This window comes from Streptomyces sp. NPDC006463 (genome assembly GCF_042870715.1).
Lineage (GTDB): Bacteria > Actinomycetota > Actinomycetes > Streptomycetales > Streptomycetaceae > Streptomyces.
Genome location: NZ_JBIAHP010000019.1, coordinates 143461 through 163439, shown reverse-complemented (window position 1 = coordinate 163439; position 19979 = coordinate 143461). Strand labels below are relative to the sequence as shown.

21 protein-coding genes, 3 tRNA genes and 1 pseudogene are annotated in these 19979 nt (G+C 72.0%); 6 read left to right on the top strand and 19 right to left on the bottom strand.

The window, feature by feature from the left end; translation table 11 throughout:
* Positions 1-578: 578 nt before the first annotated feature.
* The 5 genes from ACFYOB_RS30030 to ACFYOB_RS30010 form a co-directional block, all read right to left on the bottom strand.
* Complete coding sequence (locus tag ACFYOB_RS30030; RefSeq protein ID WP_376682810.1) at positions 579-1007, bottom strand: MaoC family dehydratase; 429 nt, start codon at positions 1005-1007, stop codon at positions 579-581.
* 1 nt (position 1008) lies between these two features.
* Positions 1009-1461, bottom strand: a complete 453-nt coding sequence (locus tag ACFYOB_RS30025) for a MaoC family dehydratase N-terminal domain-containing protein (RefSeq protein WP_326588535.1) — start codon at positions 1459-1461, stop codon at positions 1009-1011.
* A 148-nt stretch (positions 1462-1609) separates the two neighbouring features.
* Positions 1610-1774: a 50S ribosomal protein L33 gene (rpmG, locus tag ACFYOB_RS30020; protein WP_003956487.1), complete on the bottom strand. Its 165-nt coding sequence runs from the start codon at positions 1772-1774 to the stop codon at positions 1610-1612.
* An 88-nt stretch (positions 1775-1862) separates the two neighbouring features.
* A tRNA-Met gene (locus tag ACFYOB_RS30015) sits at positions 1863-1935 on the bottom strand.
* 48 nt (positions 1936-1983) lie between these two features.
* Positions 1984-2056: transfer RNA gene (locus ACFYOB_RS30010), tRNA-Thr, on the bottom strand.
* Positions 2057-2438: 382 nt separating this feature from the next.
* On the opposite strand from ACFYOB_RS30010, the gene ACFYOB_RS30005 reads away from it, so the two are divergent.
* Together ACFYOB_RS30005 and ACFYOB_RS30000 are read left to right on the top strand one after the other, a co-directional pair.
* Positions 2439-3773: an amidohydrolase family protein gene (locus ACFYOB_RS30005; RefSeq protein ID WP_388564904.1), complete on the top strand. Its 1335-nt coding sequence runs from the start codon at positions 2439-2441 to the stop codon at positions 3771-3773.
* A gap of 54 nt (positions 3774-3827) precedes the next feature.
* On the top strand, positions 3828-4484 hold the full coding sequence (locus ACFYOB_RS30000; RefSeq protein ID WP_388564901.1) for an SDR family oxidoreductase: 657 nt from the start codon (positions 3828-3830) through the stop codon (positions 4482-4484).
* Positions 4485-4500: 16 nt separating this feature from the next.
* Here ACFYOB_RS30000 and ACFYOB_RS29995 read toward each other — a convergent pair whose 3' ends face one another.
* Positions 4501-4899, bottom strand: coding sequence for a DUF3574 domain-containing protein (locus tag ACFYOB_RS29995; RefSeq protein WP_388564898.1), 399 nt, complete (start codon positions 4897-4899; stop codon positions 4501-4503).
* 29 nt (positions 4900-4928) lie between these two features.
* Between ACFYOB_RS29995 and ACFYOB_RS29990 the strand changes: the two genes are divergently transcribed.
* Positions 4929-5600 carry a maleylpyruvate isomerase N-terminal domain-containing protein gene (locus ACFYOB_RS29990; RefSeq protein ID WP_388564895.1) on the top strand — a complete coding sequence of 224 codons (672 nt, stop codon included), beginning with the start codon at positions 4929-4931 and terminating at the stop codon, positions 5598-5600.
* Here ACFYOB_RS29990 and ACFYOB_RS29985 read toward each other — a convergent pair.
* Positions 5539-5967 (bottom strand): hypothetical protein, encoded by a 429-nt coding sequence (locus ACFYOB_RS29985; protein ID WP_388564892.1) that lies wholly within the window; start codon positions 5965-5967, stop codon positions 5539-5541. The genes ACFYOB_RS29990 and ACFYOB_RS29985 overlap by 62 nt on opposite strands.
* A 127-nt stretch (positions 5968-6094) precedes the next feature.
* A tRNA-Tyr gene (locus tag ACFYOB_RS29980) sits at positions 6095-6176 on the bottom strand.
* A gap of 200 nt (positions 6177-6376) precedes the next feature.
* Here ACFYOB_RS29980 and ACFYOB_RS29975 point away from each other — a divergent pair.
* The 3 genes from ACFYOB_RS29975 to ACFYOB_RS29965 all read left to right on the top strand — a co-directional run bounded on the left by ACFYOB_RS29975 (position 6377) and on the right by ACFYOB_RS29965 (position 9750).
* Positions 6377-6865, top strand: coding sequence for a YajQ family cyclic di-GMP-binding protein (locus ACFYOB_RS29975; protein WP_030009008.1), 489 nt, complete (start codon positions 6377-6379; stop codon positions 6863-6865).
* 202 nt (positions 6866-7067) lie between these two features.
* Positions 7068-8495 (top strand): SulP family inorganic anion transporter, encoded by a 1428-nt coding sequence (locus ACFYOB_RS29970; RefSeq protein WP_388564889.1) that lies wholly within the window; start codon positions 7068-7070, stop codon positions 8493-8495.
* 19 nt (positions 8496-8514) lie between these two features.
* A complete protein-coding gene (locus tag ACFYOB_RS29965; protein ID WP_388564886.1) occupies positions 8515-9750 on the top strand; it encodes an APC family permease in 1236 nt (411 codons plus the stop codon).
* Here the strand turns inward: ACFYOB_RS29965 and ACFYOB_RS29960 are convergent.
* From ACFYOB_RS29960 to ACFYOB_RS29910, 11 genes and pseudogenes are all read right to left on the bottom strand, one after another.
* A complete protein-coding gene (locus ACFYOB_RS29960) occupies positions 9734-10258 on the bottom strand; it encodes an SMI1/KNR4 family protein (protein WP_388564883.1) in 525 nt (174 codons plus the stop codon). The two genes, ACFYOB_RS29965 and ACFYOB_RS29960, sit on opposite strands and share 17 nt — an antisense overlap.
* Before the next feature lie 121 nt (positions 10259-10379).
* Positions 10380-10772 (bottom strand): YccF domain-containing protein, encoded by a 393-nt coding sequence (locus ACFYOB_RS29955; RefSeq protein ID WP_328927124.1) that lies wholly within the window; start codon positions 10770-10772, stop codon positions 10380-10382.
* Positions 10769-11632, bottom strand: a complete 864-nt coding sequence (gene htpX / locus ACFYOB_RS29950) for a zinc metalloprotease HtpX (protein WP_388564880.1) — start codon at positions 11630-11632, stop codon at positions 10769-10771. The genes ACFYOB_RS29955 and htpX overlap by 4 nt, the downstream gene beginning before the upstream one ends.
* Positions 11633-11803: 171 nt before the next feature.
* On the bottom strand, positions 11804-13330 hold the full coding sequence (locus tag ACFYOB_RS29945) for an NADH-quinone oxidoreductase subunit N (protein ID WP_388564878.1): 1527 nt from the start codon (positions 13328-13330) through the stop codon (positions 11804-11806).
* Positions 13327-14880: a NuoM family protein gene (locus tag ACFYOB_RS29940; RefSeq protein WP_388564929.1), complete on the bottom strand. Its 1554-nt coding sequence runs from the start codon at positions 14878-14880 to the stop codon at positions 13327-13329. The genes ACFYOB_RS29945 and ACFYOB_RS29940 overlap by 4 nt, the downstream gene beginning before the upstream one ends.
* Positions 14881-14918: 38 nt before the next feature.
* Complete coding sequence (locus tag ACFYOB_RS29935) at positions 14919-16919, bottom strand: NADH-quinone oxidoreductase subunit L (protein ID WP_388564875.1); 2001 nt, start codon at positions 16917-16919, stop codon at positions 14919-14921.
* Entirely contained in the window at positions 16916-17263 is a 348-nt protein-coding gene (gene nuoK, locus ACFYOB_RS29930) for an NADH-quinone oxidoreductase subunit NuoK (RefSeq protein WP_388564872.1), read from the bottom strand. Before nuoK ends, ACFYOB_RS29935 begins: the two co-directional genes overlap by 4 nt.
* The gene (locus ACFYOB_RS29925) at positions 17263-17868 is read right to left on the bottom strand and encodes an NADH-quinone oxidoreductase subunit J (protein ID WP_388564869.1); all 606 of its coding nucleotides are present in this window, start codon (positions 17866-17868) and stop codon (positions 17263-17265) included. Before ACFYOB_RS29925 ends, nuoK begins: the two co-directional genes overlap by 1 nt.
* Entirely contained in the window at positions 17865-18512 is a 648-nt protein-coding gene (locus tag ACFYOB_RS29920; RefSeq protein WP_388564927.1) for a NuoI/complex I 23 kDa subunit family protein, read from the bottom strand. Before ACFYOB_RS29920 ends, ACFYOB_RS29925 begins: the two co-directional genes overlap by 4 nt.
* Positions 18509-19477, bottom strand: coding sequence for an NADH-quinone oxidoreductase subunit H (locus tag ACFYOB_RS29915; RefSeq protein WP_388564866.1), 969 nt, complete (start codon positions 19475-19477; stop codon positions 18509-18511). Before ACFYOB_RS29915 ends, ACFYOB_RS29920 begins: the two co-directional genes overlap by 4 nt.
* A pseudogene (locus ACFYOB_RS29910) lies at positions 19474-19979 on the bottom strand (NADH-quinone oxidoreductase subunit C); the annotation flags it as partial. The gene ACFYOB_RS29915 and the pseudogene ACFYOB_RS29910, both read right to left, overlap by 4 nt.

The window sequence follows — 19979 nt, the reverse complement described above, 5'->3', positions numbered from 1 at the left end:
CTTGAGGGACCGGCCCGACCCGGAAGACGATGGGACGGACGGGAAACCCCCAGCCCCTCCCTGATCCCGCCCAAGGGCAACAACCCGCCCGAAGCCCCCGCACCACATCTCTGATGCCGCCCCCGTGGACGTCCCGCCCCCGAAGCCACCGCCCCGCATCCCTGCCACCGCCCAAGGACAGCAGCCCACCCGAAGCCACCAACCCACCACCCTGATCCCGCCCAAGGACAGCAGCCCACCCGAAGCCACCAACCCACGTCCCTGACGCCGCCCAGGGACAGCAGCCCGCCCGAAGCCCCCGCCCCGCATCCCTGCCACCGCCCAAGGACAGCAACCCGCCCGAAGCCCCCGCCCCACGTCCCTGATTCGGTCCGGGGGTGGCAGCCCACCATGACCCCGCCCCGCATCCCTGACCCCGCCCGGTTGAGGCCCCGCCCCCCGAAGCCCCCGCCCCGCCGCTCGACGAGGCCAGGCGTCCGCCCCGACACTCGACTCGAGCCCGACACCCGGCCCCGAACGCCCAGCGCCCGGCGCCCAGGGCCCAGCGCCCGGCCCGAAGGCCAGGCGCCCGCCCGCCCTTACGCCAGTTCGACCACGGCGCGGGACATGCCCAGCACCTTCTGGCCGGCGCTCATGGCCGTCAGGTCGACCCGGACGCGGTTGTCGTCCAGCTTGGCCGCGACCTTGGCCGTGACCTCGATCAGGCCGCCCTGGTCGTCGTTCGGGACCACGACCGGCTTGGTGAAGCGGACGCCGTACTCGACCACCGCGCCCGGGTCGCCGACCCAGTCGGTGACCACGCGGATCGCCTCGGCCATGGTGAACATGCCGTGCGCGATCACGTCCGGCAGTCCGACCTCCTTGGCGAACTTCTCGTTCCAGTGGATCGGGTTGAAGTCACCCGAGGCACCGGCGTAGCGGACGAGCGTGGCGCGCGTCACGGGGAAGGACGCCGCCGGCAGCTCGGAGCCGACCTCGACGTCGGCGTACTGGATCTGCGCTGCCATGTCAGGCCTCCTCGGGGGCGCGGGAGACGAGCTTCGTCCACGCCGTCACCACGTGCTCGCCGGTCTCGTCGTGGACCTCGCCGCGGATGTCGATGATGTCGTTGCCCGCAAGGGACTTCACGGCCTCGATGGTGGAGGTCACCGAAAGCCGGTCACCGGCGCGCACGGGGCGGGAGTACGCGAACTTCTGGTCGCCGTGCACGACGCGGCTGTAGTCCAGCCCGAGCTGCGGGTCCTCGACGACCTGACCCGCCGCCGCGAAAGTGATCGCGAATACAAAAGTCGGCGGAGCGATCACATCGGAGTAGCCGTAAGACTTGGCGGCTTCGGGGTCGGTGTAGACGGGATTGGCGTCACCCACCGCTACCGCGAATTCGCGGATCTTCTCCCGGCCGACCTCGTACGGATCGGTGGGCGGGTAGCTCCGCCCCACGAAGGACTGGTCGAGAGCCATGACTCACTACCTCCTGATGAAGGGACACGAAAGACACAAAAACAGGTGAGGCATGCGCCACAGGTGCGGAGCGCGAAAACGACACAAGGCCGCCCCCAATGAAGGGGACGACCTCATGACGGTGCCTGTGTACGAGACTTCGCTGGGGTCAGCGGGTCTCGCGGTGCGCGGTGTGCGAGTTGCAGCGCGGGCAGTGCTTCTTCATCTCAAGACGGTCCGGGTTGTTACGCCGGTTCTTCTTGGTGATGTAGTTCCGCTCCTTGCACTCCACGCAGGCCAGCGTGATCTTCGGGCGGACGTCGGTGGCAGCCACGTGAGTGCTCCTTGACGGAAATTGGGACGGATGAACGCATACAAGAGTAGCCGACCGGGAGACCGACCCCGCAATCGGCTACTGTGTGTAGCGGCGACCGGACTTGAACCGGTGACACAGCGATTATGAGCCGCTTGCTCTACCGACTGAGCTACGCCGCTTTGATGTGATCCGCTCCCCACCCGAGGGTGGGGAACCTCTCTCACCAGAGCCCCAATGCGGAATCGAACCGCAGACCTTCTCCTTACCATGGAGACGCTCTACCGACTGAGCTATTGGGGCGAGCGATGAAGACATTACACGGTTGCCTGCCGATCGCCCAAATCCTTTGCGGGGACCGGGCTCCGAGGGGGTTCGGAAGCCTTTGTCGATCAGAGCGCGGAGCCCTATCCGGCCACTTCCGCCCCAGATTGTGAGCGGGGTCACGCCGCGGGCGCACGTAGACCCGACCAACCCACCGACCGGACGGCGCCCGGTCGGAGCGGCCGACGCCACCGGGGCGCACGCGCGGGCGCCGAAGCGCACGCGCACCACACCGGTACGACTATTGCGCTCTTCCCTGAAGCGGGCTGCCGCGCGCCCTAGGCTCTGAGCACGCTGCGTGATCTTGGGCCGTAGGTCGCGGCCAGGGCCCAGGAACCGCCCGAGCCACCGCAGGAGCGCGATGTCCGAAAGCCAGCCGCAGCAGCCGTCCCACTCCCCCCACAGCGGCCGCGGCGAGAGCGGAGGCCACGGACCCGCACACGGCCCCTCCCGGAACCGCGCGCCCTTGCGCGGGGCCGGGAACGCGGCCGCCGCCGAGGCCGCCACCCTGCTGCTCGCCGGGGCCCGCCTCACCGACGGCCGGACCGTCGACGTGCGCCTCAGCAGCGGCCGGATCCAGGCCGTGGGCACCGCGGGCAGCCTCCCGGCCCCCGCCCTCTCCCGCGTGGACCTCAGCGGCTACCTGCTGCTGCCCGCCCCCGCCGAGCCCCACGCCCACGGGGACACCGCCCTGACCGCCGACGGCGAAGGGCCCGTCTCCTACACCCCCGACGAGGTCCAGCGCCGCGCCACCGAAGCGGCCCTGCTCCAGCTCGGGCACGGCGCCACCGCCGTGCGCTCGCACGTCCGGATCGGCGACGTGCACGGCCTCGGCCCCATGGAGGCCGTGCTCCAGGCCCGCCGATCACTGCGCGGACTCACCGACCTGACCACCGTGGCCGTGCCCCGGCTGCTGACCGGGGTGGCCGGCGCCGACGGACTGGCGATGCTGCGGGACGCGGTCAAGATGGGCGCCTCCGTGATCGGCGGATGCCCCGACCTGGACCCCGACCCGACGGGCTTCCTCGAAGCCGTCCTGGAGCTCGCCGCCGAGCACGGCTGTCCCGTGGACCTGCACACGGACGGTGACGACCCCGCCCGCCTGTCCCGGCTCGCCGCGATGGCCGGCGGGCTGCGCCCCGGGGTGACCATCGGGCCCTGCGGCGGCCTCTCCCGGCTTCCGCTGGACGTGGCCGCCCGCGCGGCCGACCAGCTGGCCGCGGCAGGCCTACGGGTGACCTGCCTGCCCCAGGGCGACTGCGCGGCCCTGGAACGCCGAGGCCTGCGCACCGCCCCCGTACGCCTGCTGCGGACCGCGGGCGTACGGGTCACGGCCGGCAGCGGTGCGCTGCGCGACGCCGGGAACCCGGTCGGCCGCGGCGACCCGCTGGAGGCCGCGTACCTGCTGGCCTCCCAGGGCGGGCTCCGGCCGGGCGAGGCCTACGAATCGGTCAGCTCCGCCGCCCGCGAGGCCATGGGCCTGCCGGAGGTGCGGGTGGAGGCCGGTTTCCCGGCGGAGCTGCTCGCCGTGCGCGGGGACCGGATCGCGGCCGTGCTCTCCCTCGCGTACAGCAGGATCGTGATCCACCGCGGGCGGGTGGTAGCCCGTACGAGTGCCGTCCGGGAGTACTGCGACTCCGCCGTCGCGGTGGCTCTGGACCTGCCCCGACAGGGCCGTACGGAGCCCGGACCCTGAAGGTGCGCCCGGCGTTCGCGGGCGTGGGCGCCCGGCTCGTCGTACGGTCGGGTCATGCGCATCGTCATCGCGGGTGGACACGGTCAGATCGCGCTGCGGCTGGAGCGCCTGCTCGCCGTGCGCGGGTACGAGGTCGCGGGCATCATCCGCGACCCGGCACAGGGCGACGACCTCAGAGAGGCCGGCGCCGAACCGGTGCTGTGCGATCTGGAATCGGCCACGGTCGAACACGTTGCGGGCATTCTGCACGGCGCGGACGTGGCGGTCTTCGCCGCCGGCGCGGGTCCCGGCAGCGGAGTCGAGCGCAAGGACACCGTGGACCGGGGCGCGGCGGTGCTGTTCGCCGACGCGGCCGAACGTGCACGCGTACGGCGCTTCCTGATGGTCTCTTCGATGGGCGCGGACGCGCACCACGAGGGCGATGACGTCTTCGACGTCTACCTGCGGGCCAAGGGCGAGGCCGACGACCACCTCCGGACCCGGCTGGGGCTGGAGTGGACGATCCTGCGCCCCGGATCGCTGATCGACGACGCCGGTACGGGTCTGGTCCGCCTGGAGGCCCACACGGGCCGCGGGTCCGTGCCCCGCGACGACGTGGCGGCGGTGCTCGCCGAGCTGGTCGAGACGCCGGCGACGGCGGGCCTGACCTTGGAGCTGACCTCCGGTTCGACGCCGGTCACCGTGGCCGTCAAGGACGTTGCGGGCAACTGACAGGCCATCGGCCCGGTCAGAACTCGGCGGTCACCTTGTCGTCGGACCGCCCGACCGAGTCCTGCCGGTACTGGTCCTCGTACGCCTTGCGGATCCGCTCGATGCGCGCGTCACGCTCGTCGGCCTCCTTCTCGGGGTACAGCAGCACCACCTCGTACGAGGTTTCGCGGATGCTCTTGCCGTCCCGGCCCCGCCACTGGCCGTACCCGTCGTGGACGGTCAGCCCCTCGGGAAAGGCGGGGGTGATCTCTCGGTCCAGGAACCGCATGAACTCCCGCTCTCCGACCGGTTCCCGGCCGTCGGGGCGCTCGGTGCCGAAGTAGAGTCGGGTCTCCTGGTAGGGCTTCCCCGTGTCCGCGTGGAGCGCCGCTCCCACCAGGGCCGGAATCCCGGCGCCGAGCAGGGCGGCGAGCACTCCGCCGCCTGCTTTCCCCCGCGTGTCAAATGTCCATTTCACCCCTGGTGAACGAACAGGAGACCCCGATGATGCGGTCGATGACGGGCCAGGACGTCGAACTGGCGGCAGCCGAAGCGGCAGCCGCCCTCGGGCCGCACACCGGCCTGGACTGGCAGGTGCCGGCCGGTTCCCTCGACTGGTCCTGCTGGACGACCGCGGCCCACATCGCGCACGACCTCACGGCGTACGCCGCCCAGGTGGCCTCCCGCGCGCCGTCGGGGTACCTGCCCCTGGACCTGCGTGTCCGCCCGGGCGCGCCCCCGGCCGAGGTGCTGGTGGTGGTATCGGCGAGCGCCCGCCTGCTGAGCTCGGCGATCACGGCCGCCGGCCCGTCGGACCGGGCTTGGCACTGGGGGCCCTGCGATCCGGGGGGCTTCGCGGCGATGGGCGTGGCGGAACTGCTGCTCCACACGTATGACATCGCCCAGGGTCTCGGGCTGCCCTGGCGGCCCCCGCCCGGCCTGTGCGCGCCGGTCCTGGCCCGCCTCTTCCCGGATGCCCCGCAGGGTCCGCCCACCGAGGTCCTGCTCTGGTCGGCGGGCCGCGTGGCACTGCCCGCCCTCCCGCGCCGCACGTCCTGGTCCTGGAAGGCGGCACTCACGGAGTCTCCAGCCGCCGGCGCCACCACCGATCACGCGGCGCGGCGTACGGATCGTTGAGGGTGCGCGCGAGGAACCGCTCGTCGAGCGGCGCGAGCACGGCGCGCAGCTCGCGCGCCGACCTGCGCGAGAGGCCGTGGCAGATGGCCTCCAGGGTCTCCCGGGGGTCTCCGCCCCAGGCAGGGGCACAGCACGGGCACTCGTGGAACCACCGCGGATATATCACCAGGGGCCCCGGCGCGTGGACCAGCTCGCGCCAGTCCCGCAGAGCCTTGCGGGCCGCGCCCGGCTCGTAGGCCCGGCGCTCGATGCGGGCGATCTCGGCGACGGCCTTGGCGGAGAGCCCGGAGACGACGGCCCGGTCGTCCCCACGGCGTGCTTTTCGGGGCAGGCCCGCACGGACCTGCGAGACGGGCTTACGCGGCATCGGCCTTTCGAATGCTGATCATGCCGTCAGCATGCCCGCGCGCGGCGCTCGTGCCCACCGGTTTTCCGAGCAGTACGACGGGATGCGAGAAGACCCCCGCTACAAGTAACGGGGGTCTCACATCGCGTGGCGACGCCAGGATTCGAACCTGGGTAGGCTAAGCCGACGGATTTACAGTCCGCTCCCATTGGCCACTCGGGCACATCGCCATGAGATGTTGCCGGTGAGGCCGCTTTGGGGCGGTGCTCTGTGGCAACGACGTAAACGATACCTGATGACCGGGGGTGCTTCGCCACCGGATTGATCAGCGCTGCGGGTGGGTGCGGTGGCTAGGCTTTGCGGAGCGGGCCGGGGACGTCCGGCCGCGCCCTCCGGGGCCATCACAACCGACTTCAAGGAGCCACACCACATGGCCGACTCCAGTTTCGACATCGTCTCGAAGGTCGAGCGGCAGGAGGTCGACAACGCCCTCAACCAGGCCGCCAAGGAGCTCTCGCAGCGCTACGACTTCAAGGGCACCGGCGCCACGATCGCCTGGTCCGGCGAGAAGATCCTGATGGAGGCGAACTCCGAGGAGCGCGTCAAGGCCGTCCTCGACGTCTTCGAGACCAAGCTGGTCAAGCGCGGGATCTCGCTCAAGGCGCTGGACGCCGGCGAGCCGCAGCTGTCCGGCAAGGAGTACAAGATCTTCGCCACGATCGAGGAGGGCATCTCCCAGGAGAACGCCAAGAAGGTCGCGAAGATCATCCGGGACGAGGGTCCCAAGGGCGTCAAGGCCCAGGTCCAGGGCGAGGAGCTGCGCGTCAGCTCCAAGAGCCGTGACGACCTCCAGGAGGTCCAGGCGCTGCTCAAGGGCAAGGACCTGGACTTCGCGATCCAGTTCGTGAACTACCGCTGACCCAGGTCGCGGACCTGCCCGCACGCCGGCCCGGCGGTCCTCACGGACCGCCGGGCCGCGGCGGTTGCGGGGGTTGCGGGGGTGTGTGCGGGGCGTGAGCGGCGCGTGCGCCATCGCGGGCCTCTGTGGGCACTTGGGCGGCATGAGTGCGCCCGGCAAGGTGAGTGGGGCATCCATCCACCGCGTGGCAGGGGGTTCTCGCATGCCTGGGGCCGGCACGTTTCGCGAAGACTTCGGGGCGTCTGTCGTCGTCGCGCTGGTCGCGCTACCTCTCTGCGTGGGGGTGGCCGTCGCCTCCGGGGTGCCGGCCGAGCTCGGGATCGTCACCGGCGTGGTCGGAGGGCTGGTCACCGGGTGGTTCCGGGGTAGCTCGCTGCAGGTGAGCGGGCCCGCGGCCGGGCTCACCGTGCTGGTCTACGAGGCGGTGCGGGCGTACGGTCTGCCCGCGCTCGGGATACTGGTGCTGGCCGCCGGGGTGGTGCAGCTGGGCATGGGGGTGCTGCGGCTCGGGCGGTGGTTCCGGGCGATCTCCGTCGCCGTTGTGCACGGGATGCTGGCCGGGATCGGGCTGGTGCTGATCTCCGGGCAGCTCTACGCGCTGGGCGGCGTGGAGGCTCCGGGGCAGACCCTGGCCAAGCTGGGCGGGGTGCACGAGCTCGGGACGCAGGCCGACTGGGCCGCTGTGGCACTCGGGGCCGGGACCATCGCCGTCTTGTCCCTGTGGCGCCGGATGCCTGCGCGGGTGCGACTCGTACCCGGCGCGCTGGTGGGGGTGGCGGCCGCCACCGCGGTGGCGGCCCTGCTGCGGTTGCCCGTGGAGAAGGTTCGGGTGACGGGGGTACTGGAAGCGGTGTCCCCACCCTCCTGGGGCGACTTCGGCGTGCTGGCCTCCTTCGGGGCGGTGGGAACCGTGATCGCGCTCGCGCTGATCGCCTCCGCCGAGACGCTGTTCAGTGCCGCCGCCGTGGACCGCATGCACGACGGGCCGAGGACCGAGTACGACCGGGAACTCATCGCCCAGGGCGTGGGCAACAGCGTGTGCGGGCTGCTCGGGGCGCTGCCGATGACCGCCGTCATCGTGCGCAGCGCCGCCAATGTGGAGGCCGGGGCGCGCACCCGGGCGGCCCGGGTGCTGCACGGCGGCTGGCTGCTGCTCTTCGCCGTGGCCTTCCCCCAGGTCCTGGAGGCCGTACCGCTCGCCGCGCTGGCCGGGGTGCTGCTGCACGCGGGCTGGAAGCTGCTGCCCGCCCGGGCGGTGGCCGCGCTGTGGCGGACGCACCGGGGCGAGGCGGTGGTGCTGGTGGTCACGGCCTCCGCGATCGTTGCCACCAATCTCTTCGAGGGAGTGCTGGTCGGCCTGGGGCTCGCCGTCGCCAAGGCGGCCTGGGAGACCTCCCACGTGCACATCGAGGAGGTGTGGGAGGACGGCGAGCTGTGCGTGCGGGTCGTGGGCAACGCCAGCTTCCTGAGGCTGCCCAAGCTGCTCGACGCCCTGGACGCACTTCCGCACGGGAAGCCTGTGCGGCTCGATCTGAGCGGGCTGCGCCATCTCGACCATGCCTGTCTGACCGCCCTGGAGGGGTGGGAGCTGGGGCGGATGCCGCTCCCCGGCCGGGAAGGCGTCATCTAGGGCGGTTACCCTCCGCCCCGTGACCAACGAGTTGAAGCGCAGCCTGGGAGTCTCCGACGCGGTCGTGGTCGGGCTCGGTGCGATGGTCGGCGCCGGGATCTTCGCCGCCCTCGCGCCTGCGGCACGCGCGGCGGGCGGCGCGCTCCTCGCGGCCCTCGCGCTGGCGGCCCTGGTGGCCTACTGCAACGCGCACTCCTCGGCGCGGCTGGCCGCCCGGTACCCGCTCTCCGGCGGCACGTACGTCTACGGACGCGAGCGGCTCGGACCCTTCTGGGGTTATCTGGCGGGCTGGGGGTTCGTGGTCGGCAAGACGGCCTCCTGCGCGGCGATGGCACTGACCGTCGGAGCGTACGTCTGGCCCGGGCAGCAGCATGCGGTGGCCGTCGCCGCGGTGGTGGCGCTGACGGCCGCAGGCTACGGCGGCGTGCAGAAGTCCGCCCGGCTGACCCGGCTGATCGTGGCGGCCGTCCTCGCGGTGCTGGCCGGCGTGGTCGTGGTGTGCCTGTCCTCCGAGGCCGCCGACGCCGGGCGGCTCGGCGGCGGGGGCTGGGGTGCGGTCGGACTGTTGCAGGGGGCCGGGCTGCTGTTCTTCGCCTTCGCGGGCTACGCCCGGATCACCACCCTGGGCGAGGAGGTGCGTGACCCGGAGCGGACGATCCCCAGGGCGGTGCCGCTCGCGCTGGGGATCGCGCTGCTGGTGTACGCCGCCGTGGCGGTGGCGGCTCTGTCGGTGCTCGGCGCCGACGGGCTGGCGGGGTCCTCTGCCCCGCTGGCCGACGCGGTCCGGGCGGCCGGCCGGCCCGAATTGGCCCCGGTCGTCGGGGTGGGCGCGGCCCTGGCCGCGCTGGGCTCGCTGCTGGCCCTCGTCCTCGGGGTCTCTCGGACGGCCTTGGCGATGGCCCGGGACGGCCATCTGCCCCGCACCCTGGCCGCCGTACATCCCCGGCATCAGGTGCCGCACCATGCCGAGCTGGCAGTGGGCGCGGTCGTGGCGGTGCTCGCGGCCACCGCCGACCTGCGGGGCGCGATCGGTTTCTCCTCCTTCGGAGTGCTGGCCTACTACGCGATCGCGAACGCCTCAGCGTGGACACTCGGTTCAGGTGTCAAGGGCCGGGCCGTGGCAGCGGTCGGGCTGTCCGGCTGTGTGGTGCTGGCCTGCGCGCTGCCCCTCGCGTCAGCGGTCGCGGGTGCGGCGGTGCTGGCGGTCGGCGCGCTGGCCTACGATGTGCGCCGGCGGTTCAGATCCGGGATCTGAACTCGGCCCAGGGAGCCAGTTCCAGGTCGGTCTCCTCCCCCAGGCCGGACTCCTCGCAGAACCAGGCGGTGCCGTCCAGCCAGCCGCGGAGCCAGCCGGCCAGACTCGGGGTGTCGATGGACCATGCGAGGTCGGGCTCCCCTGGATTCGGGTCGAACAGCAGGACCTGGGCGGTCTCGGAGTGGCAGTCCACGCATGCGTACATGGCGCAGCCGAAGTCGGCTATCGGCAGCACGCCCTCCGGCCAGCGCCACCCGGACGCGCGCTGCGCCTCATACGTCCGGACGGCCTGACCCAGCGACAGCACTCCGTGCTCCGGGCCGAATCCGCCGTCGCCCACGCGGGTGTAGAGAGCGGTGAGCAGCGGCGGCAGCGTGAAGCCGAGTATGCCTTCGGCGTGGGCGATCTCCCCGGTGGCCGGCGGTGCCGGCAGGGGCTTTCCCTGCGCGTGCGCGGAGTTGCGCACACGGTCTGCGACTTGCTCCAGCAACTGTTCGGTCTCGTTCATGCGTTCATGGTGACGCACCCCACCGACAGCCCGCTCGGCCTGTGGACAACTCGGTCGAGGACGGCTTCGCGCAGCTGCTCGCCGTCGTGGCCCTCGGCCTGGCCCCGCAGGCCGGGCGTGGTCAGCGGGAGGCGAACGGAGCGTCCGTCGGGACGATTTCGCGGCCCAGCGGGAGCAGGGAGAGCGGGACCATCTTGAAGTTGGCGATGCCGAACGGGATGCCGATGATCGTGACGCACAGCGCGAGTCCGGTGACGATGTGGCCGATGGCCAGCCACCAGCCCGCCAGGACGAGCCACAGGACGTTGCCGATGCAGGAGGCGGCGCCCGCGTCGCGGCGCTCGACCGTGGTGTACCCGAAGGGCCACAGGGCGTAGACGGCGATGCGGAAGGCGGCGATGCCGAAGGGGATGCCGATGATGGTGATGCAGAGCAGCACACCCGCGAGGACGTAGCCCAGGAACAGCCAGATGCCGCTGAGGATGAGCCAGATGACGTTCAGAATGGTCTTCACTGTCGGCGTCCTGCCATCTGTTCGAGCCGGGCGATGCGCTCGGCCATCGGGGGGTGTGTCGAGAACATCTTAGAAAGACCTTCGCCCGGGCGGAACGGGTTGGCGATCATCATGTGGCTCGCCGTCTCCAGGCGGGGTTCCGGGGGCAGCGGGAGCTGCTTGGTGCCCGCGTCGAGCTTGCGCAGGGCGCTCGCGAGGGCGAGCGGGTCCCCGGTGAGCTGGGCGCCGGACGCGTCGGCCTCGTACTCGCGGGAGCGGCTGATGGCCAGCTGGATCACCGAGGCGGCCAATGGGCCCAGGATCATGATCAGCAGCATGCCGAAGAGGCCCGGTCCCTCGTCGTCGTTCGAGCGGCCGACCGGGATCAGCCAGGCGAAGTTCACCAGGAACATGATCACCGAGGCGAGGGCTCCGGCGACCGACGAGATCAGGATGTCGCGGTTGTAGACGTGGCTGAGCTCGTGGCCGATGACTCCGCGCAGTTCACGCTCGTCGAGTATGCGCAGGATGCCCTCGGTGCAGCAGACCGCGGCGTTTCGCGGGTTGCGGCCGGTGGCGAAGGCGTTGGGCGCCTCGGTGGGCGAGATGTAGAGGCGGGGCATGGGCTGGCGCGCGGACGTGGAGAGCTCGCGCACCATGCGGTAGAGCGCGGGGGCCTCGAACTCGCTGACGGGGCGGGCGCGCATCGCGCGTAGAGCCAGCTTGTCGCTGTTCCAGTACGCGTACGCGTTCGTCCCGAGGGCGATGAGGACGGCGACGATCAGGCCCGTCCGTCCGAAGAAGCTTCCGATGACGATGATGATTGCGGACAGCCCGCCGAGGAGTACGGCGGTCTTGAGCCCGTTGTGCCGGCGGTGCACGGTACGCCCTCCAAGTGGTGCGGCGGGGGACCCGGAGCGAGGGCCTACGGTCCAGTGGACCCTCCCTTCCTGGTCAACGCGAGGTGAGGGCGTCAGGTTCCCAGGGCACGGCCGCCCCGCCGCCCGCATGCCGGGGGCGGCGGGGCCCAGGCGGGCGTTACTCCGTACGGGCTACTGCGGGAAGAGGCTGCCCGACGCGACGCGCAGGACCAGCTGCGGGGCGCCCGAGAGGACCACGGCGGTCACGGCGGTGACCACGATGGCCGCCGTGACCGGCCAGGGAGCCTTGGTGCGGGTCTCGGCCGCGCCCTCGGGCATGCGGAACAGCAGCGCGGTCCACCGCAGGTAGTAGTAGAGGGCGATGACGACGTTGATCGCCATGACCACGGCCAGCCAGCCCAGGCCCGCGTCGACCGCGGACTGGAAAACGGTGACCTTGGCGAAGAGACCGATGATGCCCGGCGGCAGGCCGGCCAGGCAGAGCAGGAAGAACGCCAGCGAGAGGGCGACGAGCGGGCGCTCGGCGTACAGGCCTCGGTAGTCGCTGATCCGGCCCAGCGGCTTCGTACGGGCGACCAGCGCGGCCGAGGCGAAGGCGCCCAGGTTCACGACGGCGTACATCAGCGCGTAGGCGACGGTGGCGCCGATCTGGTCGCGGCCGGAGTAGGCGGCCGCGGCGATCGGTACCAGCAGGTAGCCAGCCTGGCCGACCGAGGACCAGGCGAGCAGCCGTACGGCACTGTTCGTGCGGTCCGCGGACTGCCGCAGAGCGGCGGCATTGCCCACGGTCATGGTGAGCGCGGCGAGGACGGCCAGGGCCGGGCCCCAGATCTCGGAGTACGCCGGAAAGGCGATCACCGTGACGAGGATGAGGCCGGTGAAGCCGACGGCCTTCCCGATCACCGAGAGGTACCCGGCGACGGGCAGGGGGGCGCCGACGTAGGTGTCGGGGACCCAGAAGTGGAAAGGGACGGCCGCCGTCTTGAAGGCGAAGCCGACCAGGGTGAGCGCGACGCCGGCCATGGCGAGGGTGTCGAGCTGCCCGGGGACGTCTTCGAGACGGTCCGCGATCTGGGTGAGGTGCAGGGAGCCGGTGGCGCCGTAGACGAAGCTGACGCCCATCAGCGACACGGCGGTGGCCGTGACGGAGGAGAGGAAGAACTTGAGGGCGGCCTCGGAGGAGAGCCGGTCGCCGCGGCGCATGCCGACCAGGGCGAAGGCGGGCAGCGATGCGACTTCGAGGGCGACGATCAGGGTGGCGAGGTCGCGGGAGGCGGGCAGCAGGGCGGCGCCGGAGGCGGACGAGAGCAGCAGGAACCAGTACTCGCCGGCCGGCATGCGCGCGTCGCGGACGGCGGTGACCGACAGCAGGGCGGTGACCAGGGCGCCGGCCAGCACCAGGAACTGGATGACGAGCGTGAAGTGGTCGGCGACGTAGCTGCAGGCGGCCGGGTCGGTGGTGAGGCAGAAGGTGGTGCGGTCGCCGGCGCGCAGCGGCAGCAGGGTGGCGGTCGCGGCGGCGAGGCCGGCGACGGAGACCCAGCCGAGGGCGGGCTTGGCGCGCTCGGGCACGAAGAGGTCGGCGATCAGGACGGCCAGGCCGACGGCGGCGGTGATCACGACGGGCGCGAGGGCGAGCCAGTCGACGGACTGGACCAGGCTGGGGGTCTCGGCGGCGAGGGCCGTGAGCGCCGTCATGCGTTGCCTCCTGCGAGGAGCTTCTGGACGGCCGGGTCGGTGAGGCCGAGGAGGACCGCGGGCCACAGGCCGGCGAGGACGGTGAGGGCGGCGAGCGGGGTCCAGGCGGCGAACTCGTAGCGCTGGATGTCGGCGACGGCGAGCTCGGGGCCGGTCTTCGGGTCGCCCATGCAGACGCGCCGTACGACGATCAGGAGGTAGGCGGCGGTGAGCAGGGTGCCGAACGCTCCGATGGCGGTGTAGGTGAGGAAGGCCGGGCGGGACAGCCCCTCGGCGGGGTCGAAGGCGCCGAAGAGGGACAGCATCTCGCCCCAGAAACCGGCCAGGCCGGGCAGGCCGAGGGAAGCGACGGCGGCGAAGGCGAGGAGGGCGCCGAGGCGGGGGGCGCGGCCGTAGAGGGCGGCGCCGGTGGCTCCGGCGAGGGTGTCGAGGTCGGCGGTGCCGTAGCGGTCCTTGAGGGCGCCGACCAGGAAGAAGAGGAGGCCGGTGATCAGGCCGTGGGCGATGTTGGCGAAGAGCGCGCCGTTGACGCCGGTGGGGGTCATGGACGCGATGCCGAGGAGCACGAAGCCCATGTGGCCGACGGAGGAGTACGCGATGAGGCGCTTGAGGTCGCCCTTGTTCCCCTTGCGGGCCAGTGCGAGGCAGGCGAGGGATCCGTAGACGATGCCGACGGCGGCGAAGGCGCCCAGGTAGGGGGCGAAGGTGGCCATGCCGTCGGGGGTGATGGGGAGCAGGATGCGGACGAACCCGTACGTGCCCATCTTGAGCAGGACGCCGGCCAGCAGGACGGAGCCGACGGTGGGCGCGGCGGTGTGCGCGTCCGGCAGCCAGCTGTGCAGCGGCCACATCGGGGTCTTGACGGCGAGGCCGAGGCCGATGGTGAGGACGGCCAGGAGCTGGGTGGTGTGGGACAGTTCGCGGCCGTTGTCAGAGGCGAGTGTCACCATGTCGAAAGTGCCGCTTTTCAGTCCGATCAGCAGCAGACCGAGCAGCATGACGACGGAGCCGAGGAGGGTGTAGAGGATGAACTTCCAGGCGGAGGCCTGCCGCTGAGCACCGCCCCAGCGGGCGATGAGGAAGTACATCGGGATGAGGACCATCTCGAAGGCGAGGAAGAAGAGCAGCAGGTCGAGGACGGCGAAGGTCGCGAGGGTGCCGGATTCGAGGACGAGGAGCAGCGCGACGAAGGCCTTCGGGGAGGGGCCCTCGGGGAACTTGAAGTAGCTGTAGAGCGCGCAGAGGAAGAACAGCAGCGCGGTCATCAGGAGGAGGGGGAGCGAGATGCCGTCGATGCCGAGGTGGATCCGGACGTTCAGCGCCTGGATCCAGCTGATGTCCGTCGTCGCCTGGAAGCGGGACGGGGCGTCGTGGTCGAAGCCCAGGGCGAGGGCGATCGCCGCGGCGAGGATGACGCCGGTCACGGTCACTGCGTGGCGGAGCACGGCCTGTTCGGGGCTGCGGCCCTTGAGGCCGGGCGGGGCCGGCAGGAGGGCCGCGGCGGCGCCGAGGAGCGGTGCGGCCACGACGAACGCCAGAAGGAACTGCATCACGGACGGGCTGATATCAATCACGGCTGACTCACGGCTCACGATCCGGCGTTGACGTTGGCGAGGACGGCGGTGGCGATCGCCAGGACCACGGCGCCGGCGAGCAGGGCGCTCAGGTAGCTCTGCACGTTGCCGGTCTGGGCACGGCGTACGAGGCTGCCGAGCAGCCGGGTGCCGGTGCCCGCGCCGCGGACGTACGTGTCGACGACCTCGCGGTCGAGGAAGCGGACCAGGCTTGCCGCCGCGCGGACGGGGCGGACGAAGAGCCGGTCGTAGACGGCGTCGAGGTGGAAGCCGTCGGCCGCGTGGCGGTGCAGCGGGCCGAGGAGCGCCTTGCCGGGGTCGGGGGCGGCGCCCACCGGGACGGCGGGGTGGTCGTGGGTGACCTCGGCGACCTCGGGGGTCTCGGCGGCGGACTCCGCGGCGGCGGCGGACGCGGACAGGCCCGCTCCGTATCCGCTCGTGGCGGCCTTGGCCGTGGCGCGCTGCCAGAGGGCGTAGGTGAGCACCACGCCGATGACCGCTGCACCCGTGCCGAGGACCGAGGTGACCAGGGTCGGGCTGAGTTCCCTGCCGTCGAACCAGTCGGCGAGGGAGTCGGCCGCGAGGCCGAGGCCGATCGTCGGGATCGCGAGCAGCCACAGCACGCCGGTCATGGCGACGGGCTCCTTGCCGTGGTGGGGTGCGGCCGCGCCCCGGCCGCGGAAGGCCATCAGCCACAGCCGGGTGGCGTAGGCGGCGGTGAGCAGGGCGGTCAGCACGCCGGCGACCAGCACCACCCAGCCGGCGCTGCTGGGAGCGAACTCCGAGTGGCCGGTCGCGGTCTGCTCGGCGGCGACGAGGACGGCTTCCTTGGAGAAGAAGCCGGCGAACGGCGGGATCGCGGCGAGCGCGAGCAGCGCGATCGTCATCGTCCAGAAGGCGTCGGGGATGCGCTTGGCCAGGTCGTCCATCCGGGACATGGCGGCCAGGGAGTTCGTACCGGCGGCGTGGATGATCACGCCCGCGCCGAGGAACAGGAGCGCCTTGAAGGCGCCGTGGGACAGGAGGTGGAAGACGGCGGCGCCGCGGTCGCCGACGGCCAGGGCGCCGGTCATGTAACCGAGCTGTCCGATCGTGGAGTAGGCGAGCACCCGCTTGATGTCGTCCTGGGCGAGAGCGGCGAGGCCGGAGCCGACCATCGTGACGGCCGCCATGACGGCCATGACCACCAGCGCGGCGCCGGAGGCCGCGAAGACCGGGAGGAGGCGGGCGACGAAGTAGACACCGGCGGCGACCATCGTCGCGGCGTGGATCAGCGCGGAGACCGGGGTGGGGCCCGCCATGGCGTCGGGGAGCCAGGTGTGCAGCGGGAACTGCGCGGACTTGCCCGCGACTCCGGCGAGCAGGAGCAGTGCGATCAGCGTCGGGTGGTCGAGCCCGCCCGCGGCGACGGTGCCCAGGATCTTCGTGATCTGGAAGGAGCCGGCGTCGGTGGCGAGCGCGAACAGGCCGATCAGGAAGGGGACGTCACCGAGCTTGGTGACGAGGAAGGCCTTCAGGGAGGCGGAGCGGGCCGCCTCGGTCTCCCAGTAGTGGCCGACCAGGAAGTACGAGCAGATGCCCATGACCTCCCAGCCGACCAGCAGCACCATCAGGTCGCCGGAGTAGACGACGAGCAGCATCGCGGAGGTGAACAGTGAGACCAGAGCGGCATACGACGGGTAGCGCGGGTCCTCGCGGAGGTACGCCGTCGAGTAGATCTGTACGCAGGTGGCGACGACCCCGACCAGGACTGCGACCAGCGCGGCGAAGCCGTCGATGTAGAGCGAGAGGTCGATCGGTACCGAGCCGGTCGGAGTCAGCTCGGTCGCGGTCTCGATCGGCTGACCGCCGCCCTGGCGGACGGCGACGAGCACGGCCAGTACGGCGGCGCCGAGCGTCGGCAGGATCGCGAGGGGCCGGACGAATCCGGGGGCGGTGCGGCCGAAGAACAGTCCCGCGACCGCGCCCAGGAAGGGGAGGAGGGGGACGAGGACGGCGAGGGTCGGTGTGCTCACGCGGTGACCTCGCTCTGGTTGTTCGGGGCGGGCTCGTGGCCCTCGGCGGTGTCGCGGAGCCGGTCGACGTCCGAGGTGCCGCGGTTGCGGTACACCATCAGCACGATCGCGAGGCCGATGCCGATCTCGGCGGCGGCGATGGCGATGGTGAACAGGGTGAGGGCCTGGCCGGCGTGCAGGGTGTCGCGCAGCCAGACGTCGAAGGCCACCAGGTTGAGGTTGACGGCGTTGAGCATCAGCTCGACGGACATCAGGACCAGGATGGCGTTGCGGCGGGCGAGCACTCCGTACAGGCCCGTGCAGAAGAGGAGCGCCGCGAGCCCGGCGGGGTAGGCGAGGTGCATCAGCGCTGCCCCTTCTTGTCGCCGGTGCCGGCACCGGCGTCGGCGGGGTCGTTCCTGCGGGACAGCACGATGGCGCCGATCAGGGCCGCGAGGAGGAGGACGGAGAGCGCTTCGAAGGGCAGCACCCAGTGCTGGAAGAGGATCTCGCCGGAGACCTTCGTGGAGCCCTGGACGGGGCCGTCGAGGTCGATCCAGGTCGTGCGGAAGGCGTCGACGACGACCCAGACGAGTGCGACGGCCGCTACGCCGGCGACGCCCGTCGCGACCCAGCGGTTGCCGGAGTCGGCGTCCGGGGAGGGGCCGATGGGCGCCTTGGTGAGCATCAGCCCGAAGAGGAGGAGGACGACCACGGAGCCGAGGTAGATCAGGACCTGGACCCAGGCGATGAACTCGGCGGTCAGCAGCAGGTACTCGACGGCGATGCCGCCGAGCGCGACGACCAGCCAGAGGGCGGCGTGCACCAGTTGCTTGGTGGTGACCGTGACGAGGGCCGCGCCGAGGGTGGCGAGGCCCACGAGGAGGAATGCGATCTCGACTCCGGCCGGGGAGAGGAAACCGGGCCCGGTGGCGGTGGCGGCTGCTGCCAGGGTGACTGCGGGGGTCACGCGTCTCCCTCCGGGGTGGTCGGCGAATCGGGGCCGGTCGGCGGTTCGGTGGTCGGCGCCTCGGCGGCTTCGGCAGCGGCGGCTTCGGCAGCGGCGGCTTCGGCAGCGGCGGCGGCCGCCGCGGCGGCTTCGGCCTTCTCCACGGCCTTGCGGGCGGCGGCGATCTCCTTGGGCTCCTCGGCGGCCGGGTCCAGTGCGGGCGGGGCCGGGACGGTCCACATCCACTCGCGGAGCTTGTCGCGCTCGTGGGTCAGGTCGTGGATGTCGGTCTCCGCGTACTCGAACTCCGGCGACCAGAAGAGGGCGTCGAAGGGGCACACCTCGATGCAGATGCCGCAGTACATGCAGAGGGAGAAGTCGATGGCGAAGCGGTCGAGGACGTTGCGGCTGCGCTCGCGGCCACCGGGAGCGGCGGCCGGAACCGTCTCCTTGTGGGAGTCGATGTAGATGCACCAGTCGGGGCACTCACGGGCGCACAGCATGCAGACCGTGCAGTTCTCCTCGAACAGGCCGATGACACCGCGGCTGCGGGGCGGGAGCTGGGGCTGGACCTCGGGGTACTGGGCGGTGTGCGAGCGCTTCGTCATCGTGCGCAGCGTCACCGCAAGGCCCTTGGCGAGGCCGGATCCGGGGATGGGCATCAGTTCATCGCCACCTTCACGATGCCGGTGAGCGCGATCTGGGCGAGCGCGAGCGGGATGAGTGTGGTCCAGGCGAGCTTCTGGAGCTGGTCCTCGCGCAGGCGCGGGTAGCTCACGCGGAGCCAGATCACGACGAAGGCGAGGATCGCGACCTTGAGCAGGGTCCAGACCCAGCCGAGACCGTCGGCGCCGAAGGGTCCCTGCCAGCCGCCGAGGAAGAGGACGGTGGTGAGGGCGCAGAGGACGACGATGCCGGCGTACTCGGCGAGCAGGAACAGCGCGAAGCGCAGGCCGGTGTACTCGGTGTACGCACCGAAGATGATCTCGGAGTCGGCGACGGGCATGTCGAAGGGGGGCCGCTGCAGTTCGGCGAGGCCGGCGGTGAAGAAGACGAGCGCGCCGACGATCTGCCAGGGCAGCCACCACCACTGGAAGCCCTCGACGATTCCGGGGAGGGAGACCGTCCCGGCCGCCATGGCCACCGAGGCGGCGGCGAGCAGCATGGGGAGCTCGTAGGCGAGCAGCTGGGCGGCGGTGCGCAGGCCCCCGAGCAGGGAGAACTTGTTCGCGGAGGCCCAGCCGGCCATGAGGGAGCCGAGGACTCCGACGCCCATGACGGCGAGCACGAAGAACAGGCCGGCGTCGATGGCCTGGCCGACCGCGCCCTCGCCCGGACCGATCGGGATGGCGAGGAGGACGAGGAGGTACGGGAGCAGGGCGACGGCGGGGGCGAGCTGGAAGATCCGCCGGTCGGCGTTGGCCGGGACGATGTCTTCCTTCTGCGCGAACTTCACGCCGTCGGCGACGAGCTGGGCCCAGCCGTGGAAGCCGCCGGCGTACATGGGGCCGAGGCGGCCCTGCATGTGGGCCATCACCTTGTGCTCGGTCTGCCCGATGACGAGCGGGAGCACGAGGAAGACGCCGAAGACGACGATCAGCCGCAGGGCGACGTCGAGGACGTCGTTCACGCGTCGCCTCCGTTGTCAGGGGTGGGGTCGGGGGTGGTGCCGGGGGTGGGGTCGGGTCGGCTGGGCTCCGGCGGGGGCGCCGGGGCCTCGGCCTGCGGCCCGGCCGGATCCGGCTTCGCCGGGGGCTCGTCGAAGGCGGGCTTCGGGTTGTGCCAGGGCGCGTCAGCGCTGCGCGGAGCCGGCCGGTGCCGGGCCGACTCCCGCGCGGGCGTCTCGGCGTCGGCCTCGGCTTCGGCTTCGGTGGCCTGGCTCGCCGAGCCGTCGGCCGCCGAGCGGGTCCGGCGGGCCGGGCGCGGAGCTTCGCCTTCCGGCGCAGCCGGGACTTCGGGCGCGGCTGGGGTCGTCGGCGTAGCCGGGGCCTCCGGCGCGGCCGGGGTCGTCGGCGTAGCCGGGGTCGTCGGCGTAGCCGGGGTCGTCGGCGTAGCCGGGGTCGTCGGCGTAGCCGGGGCCTCCGGCGCGGCCGGGGTCGTCGGCGTAGCCGGGGCCTCCGGCGCGGCCGGGG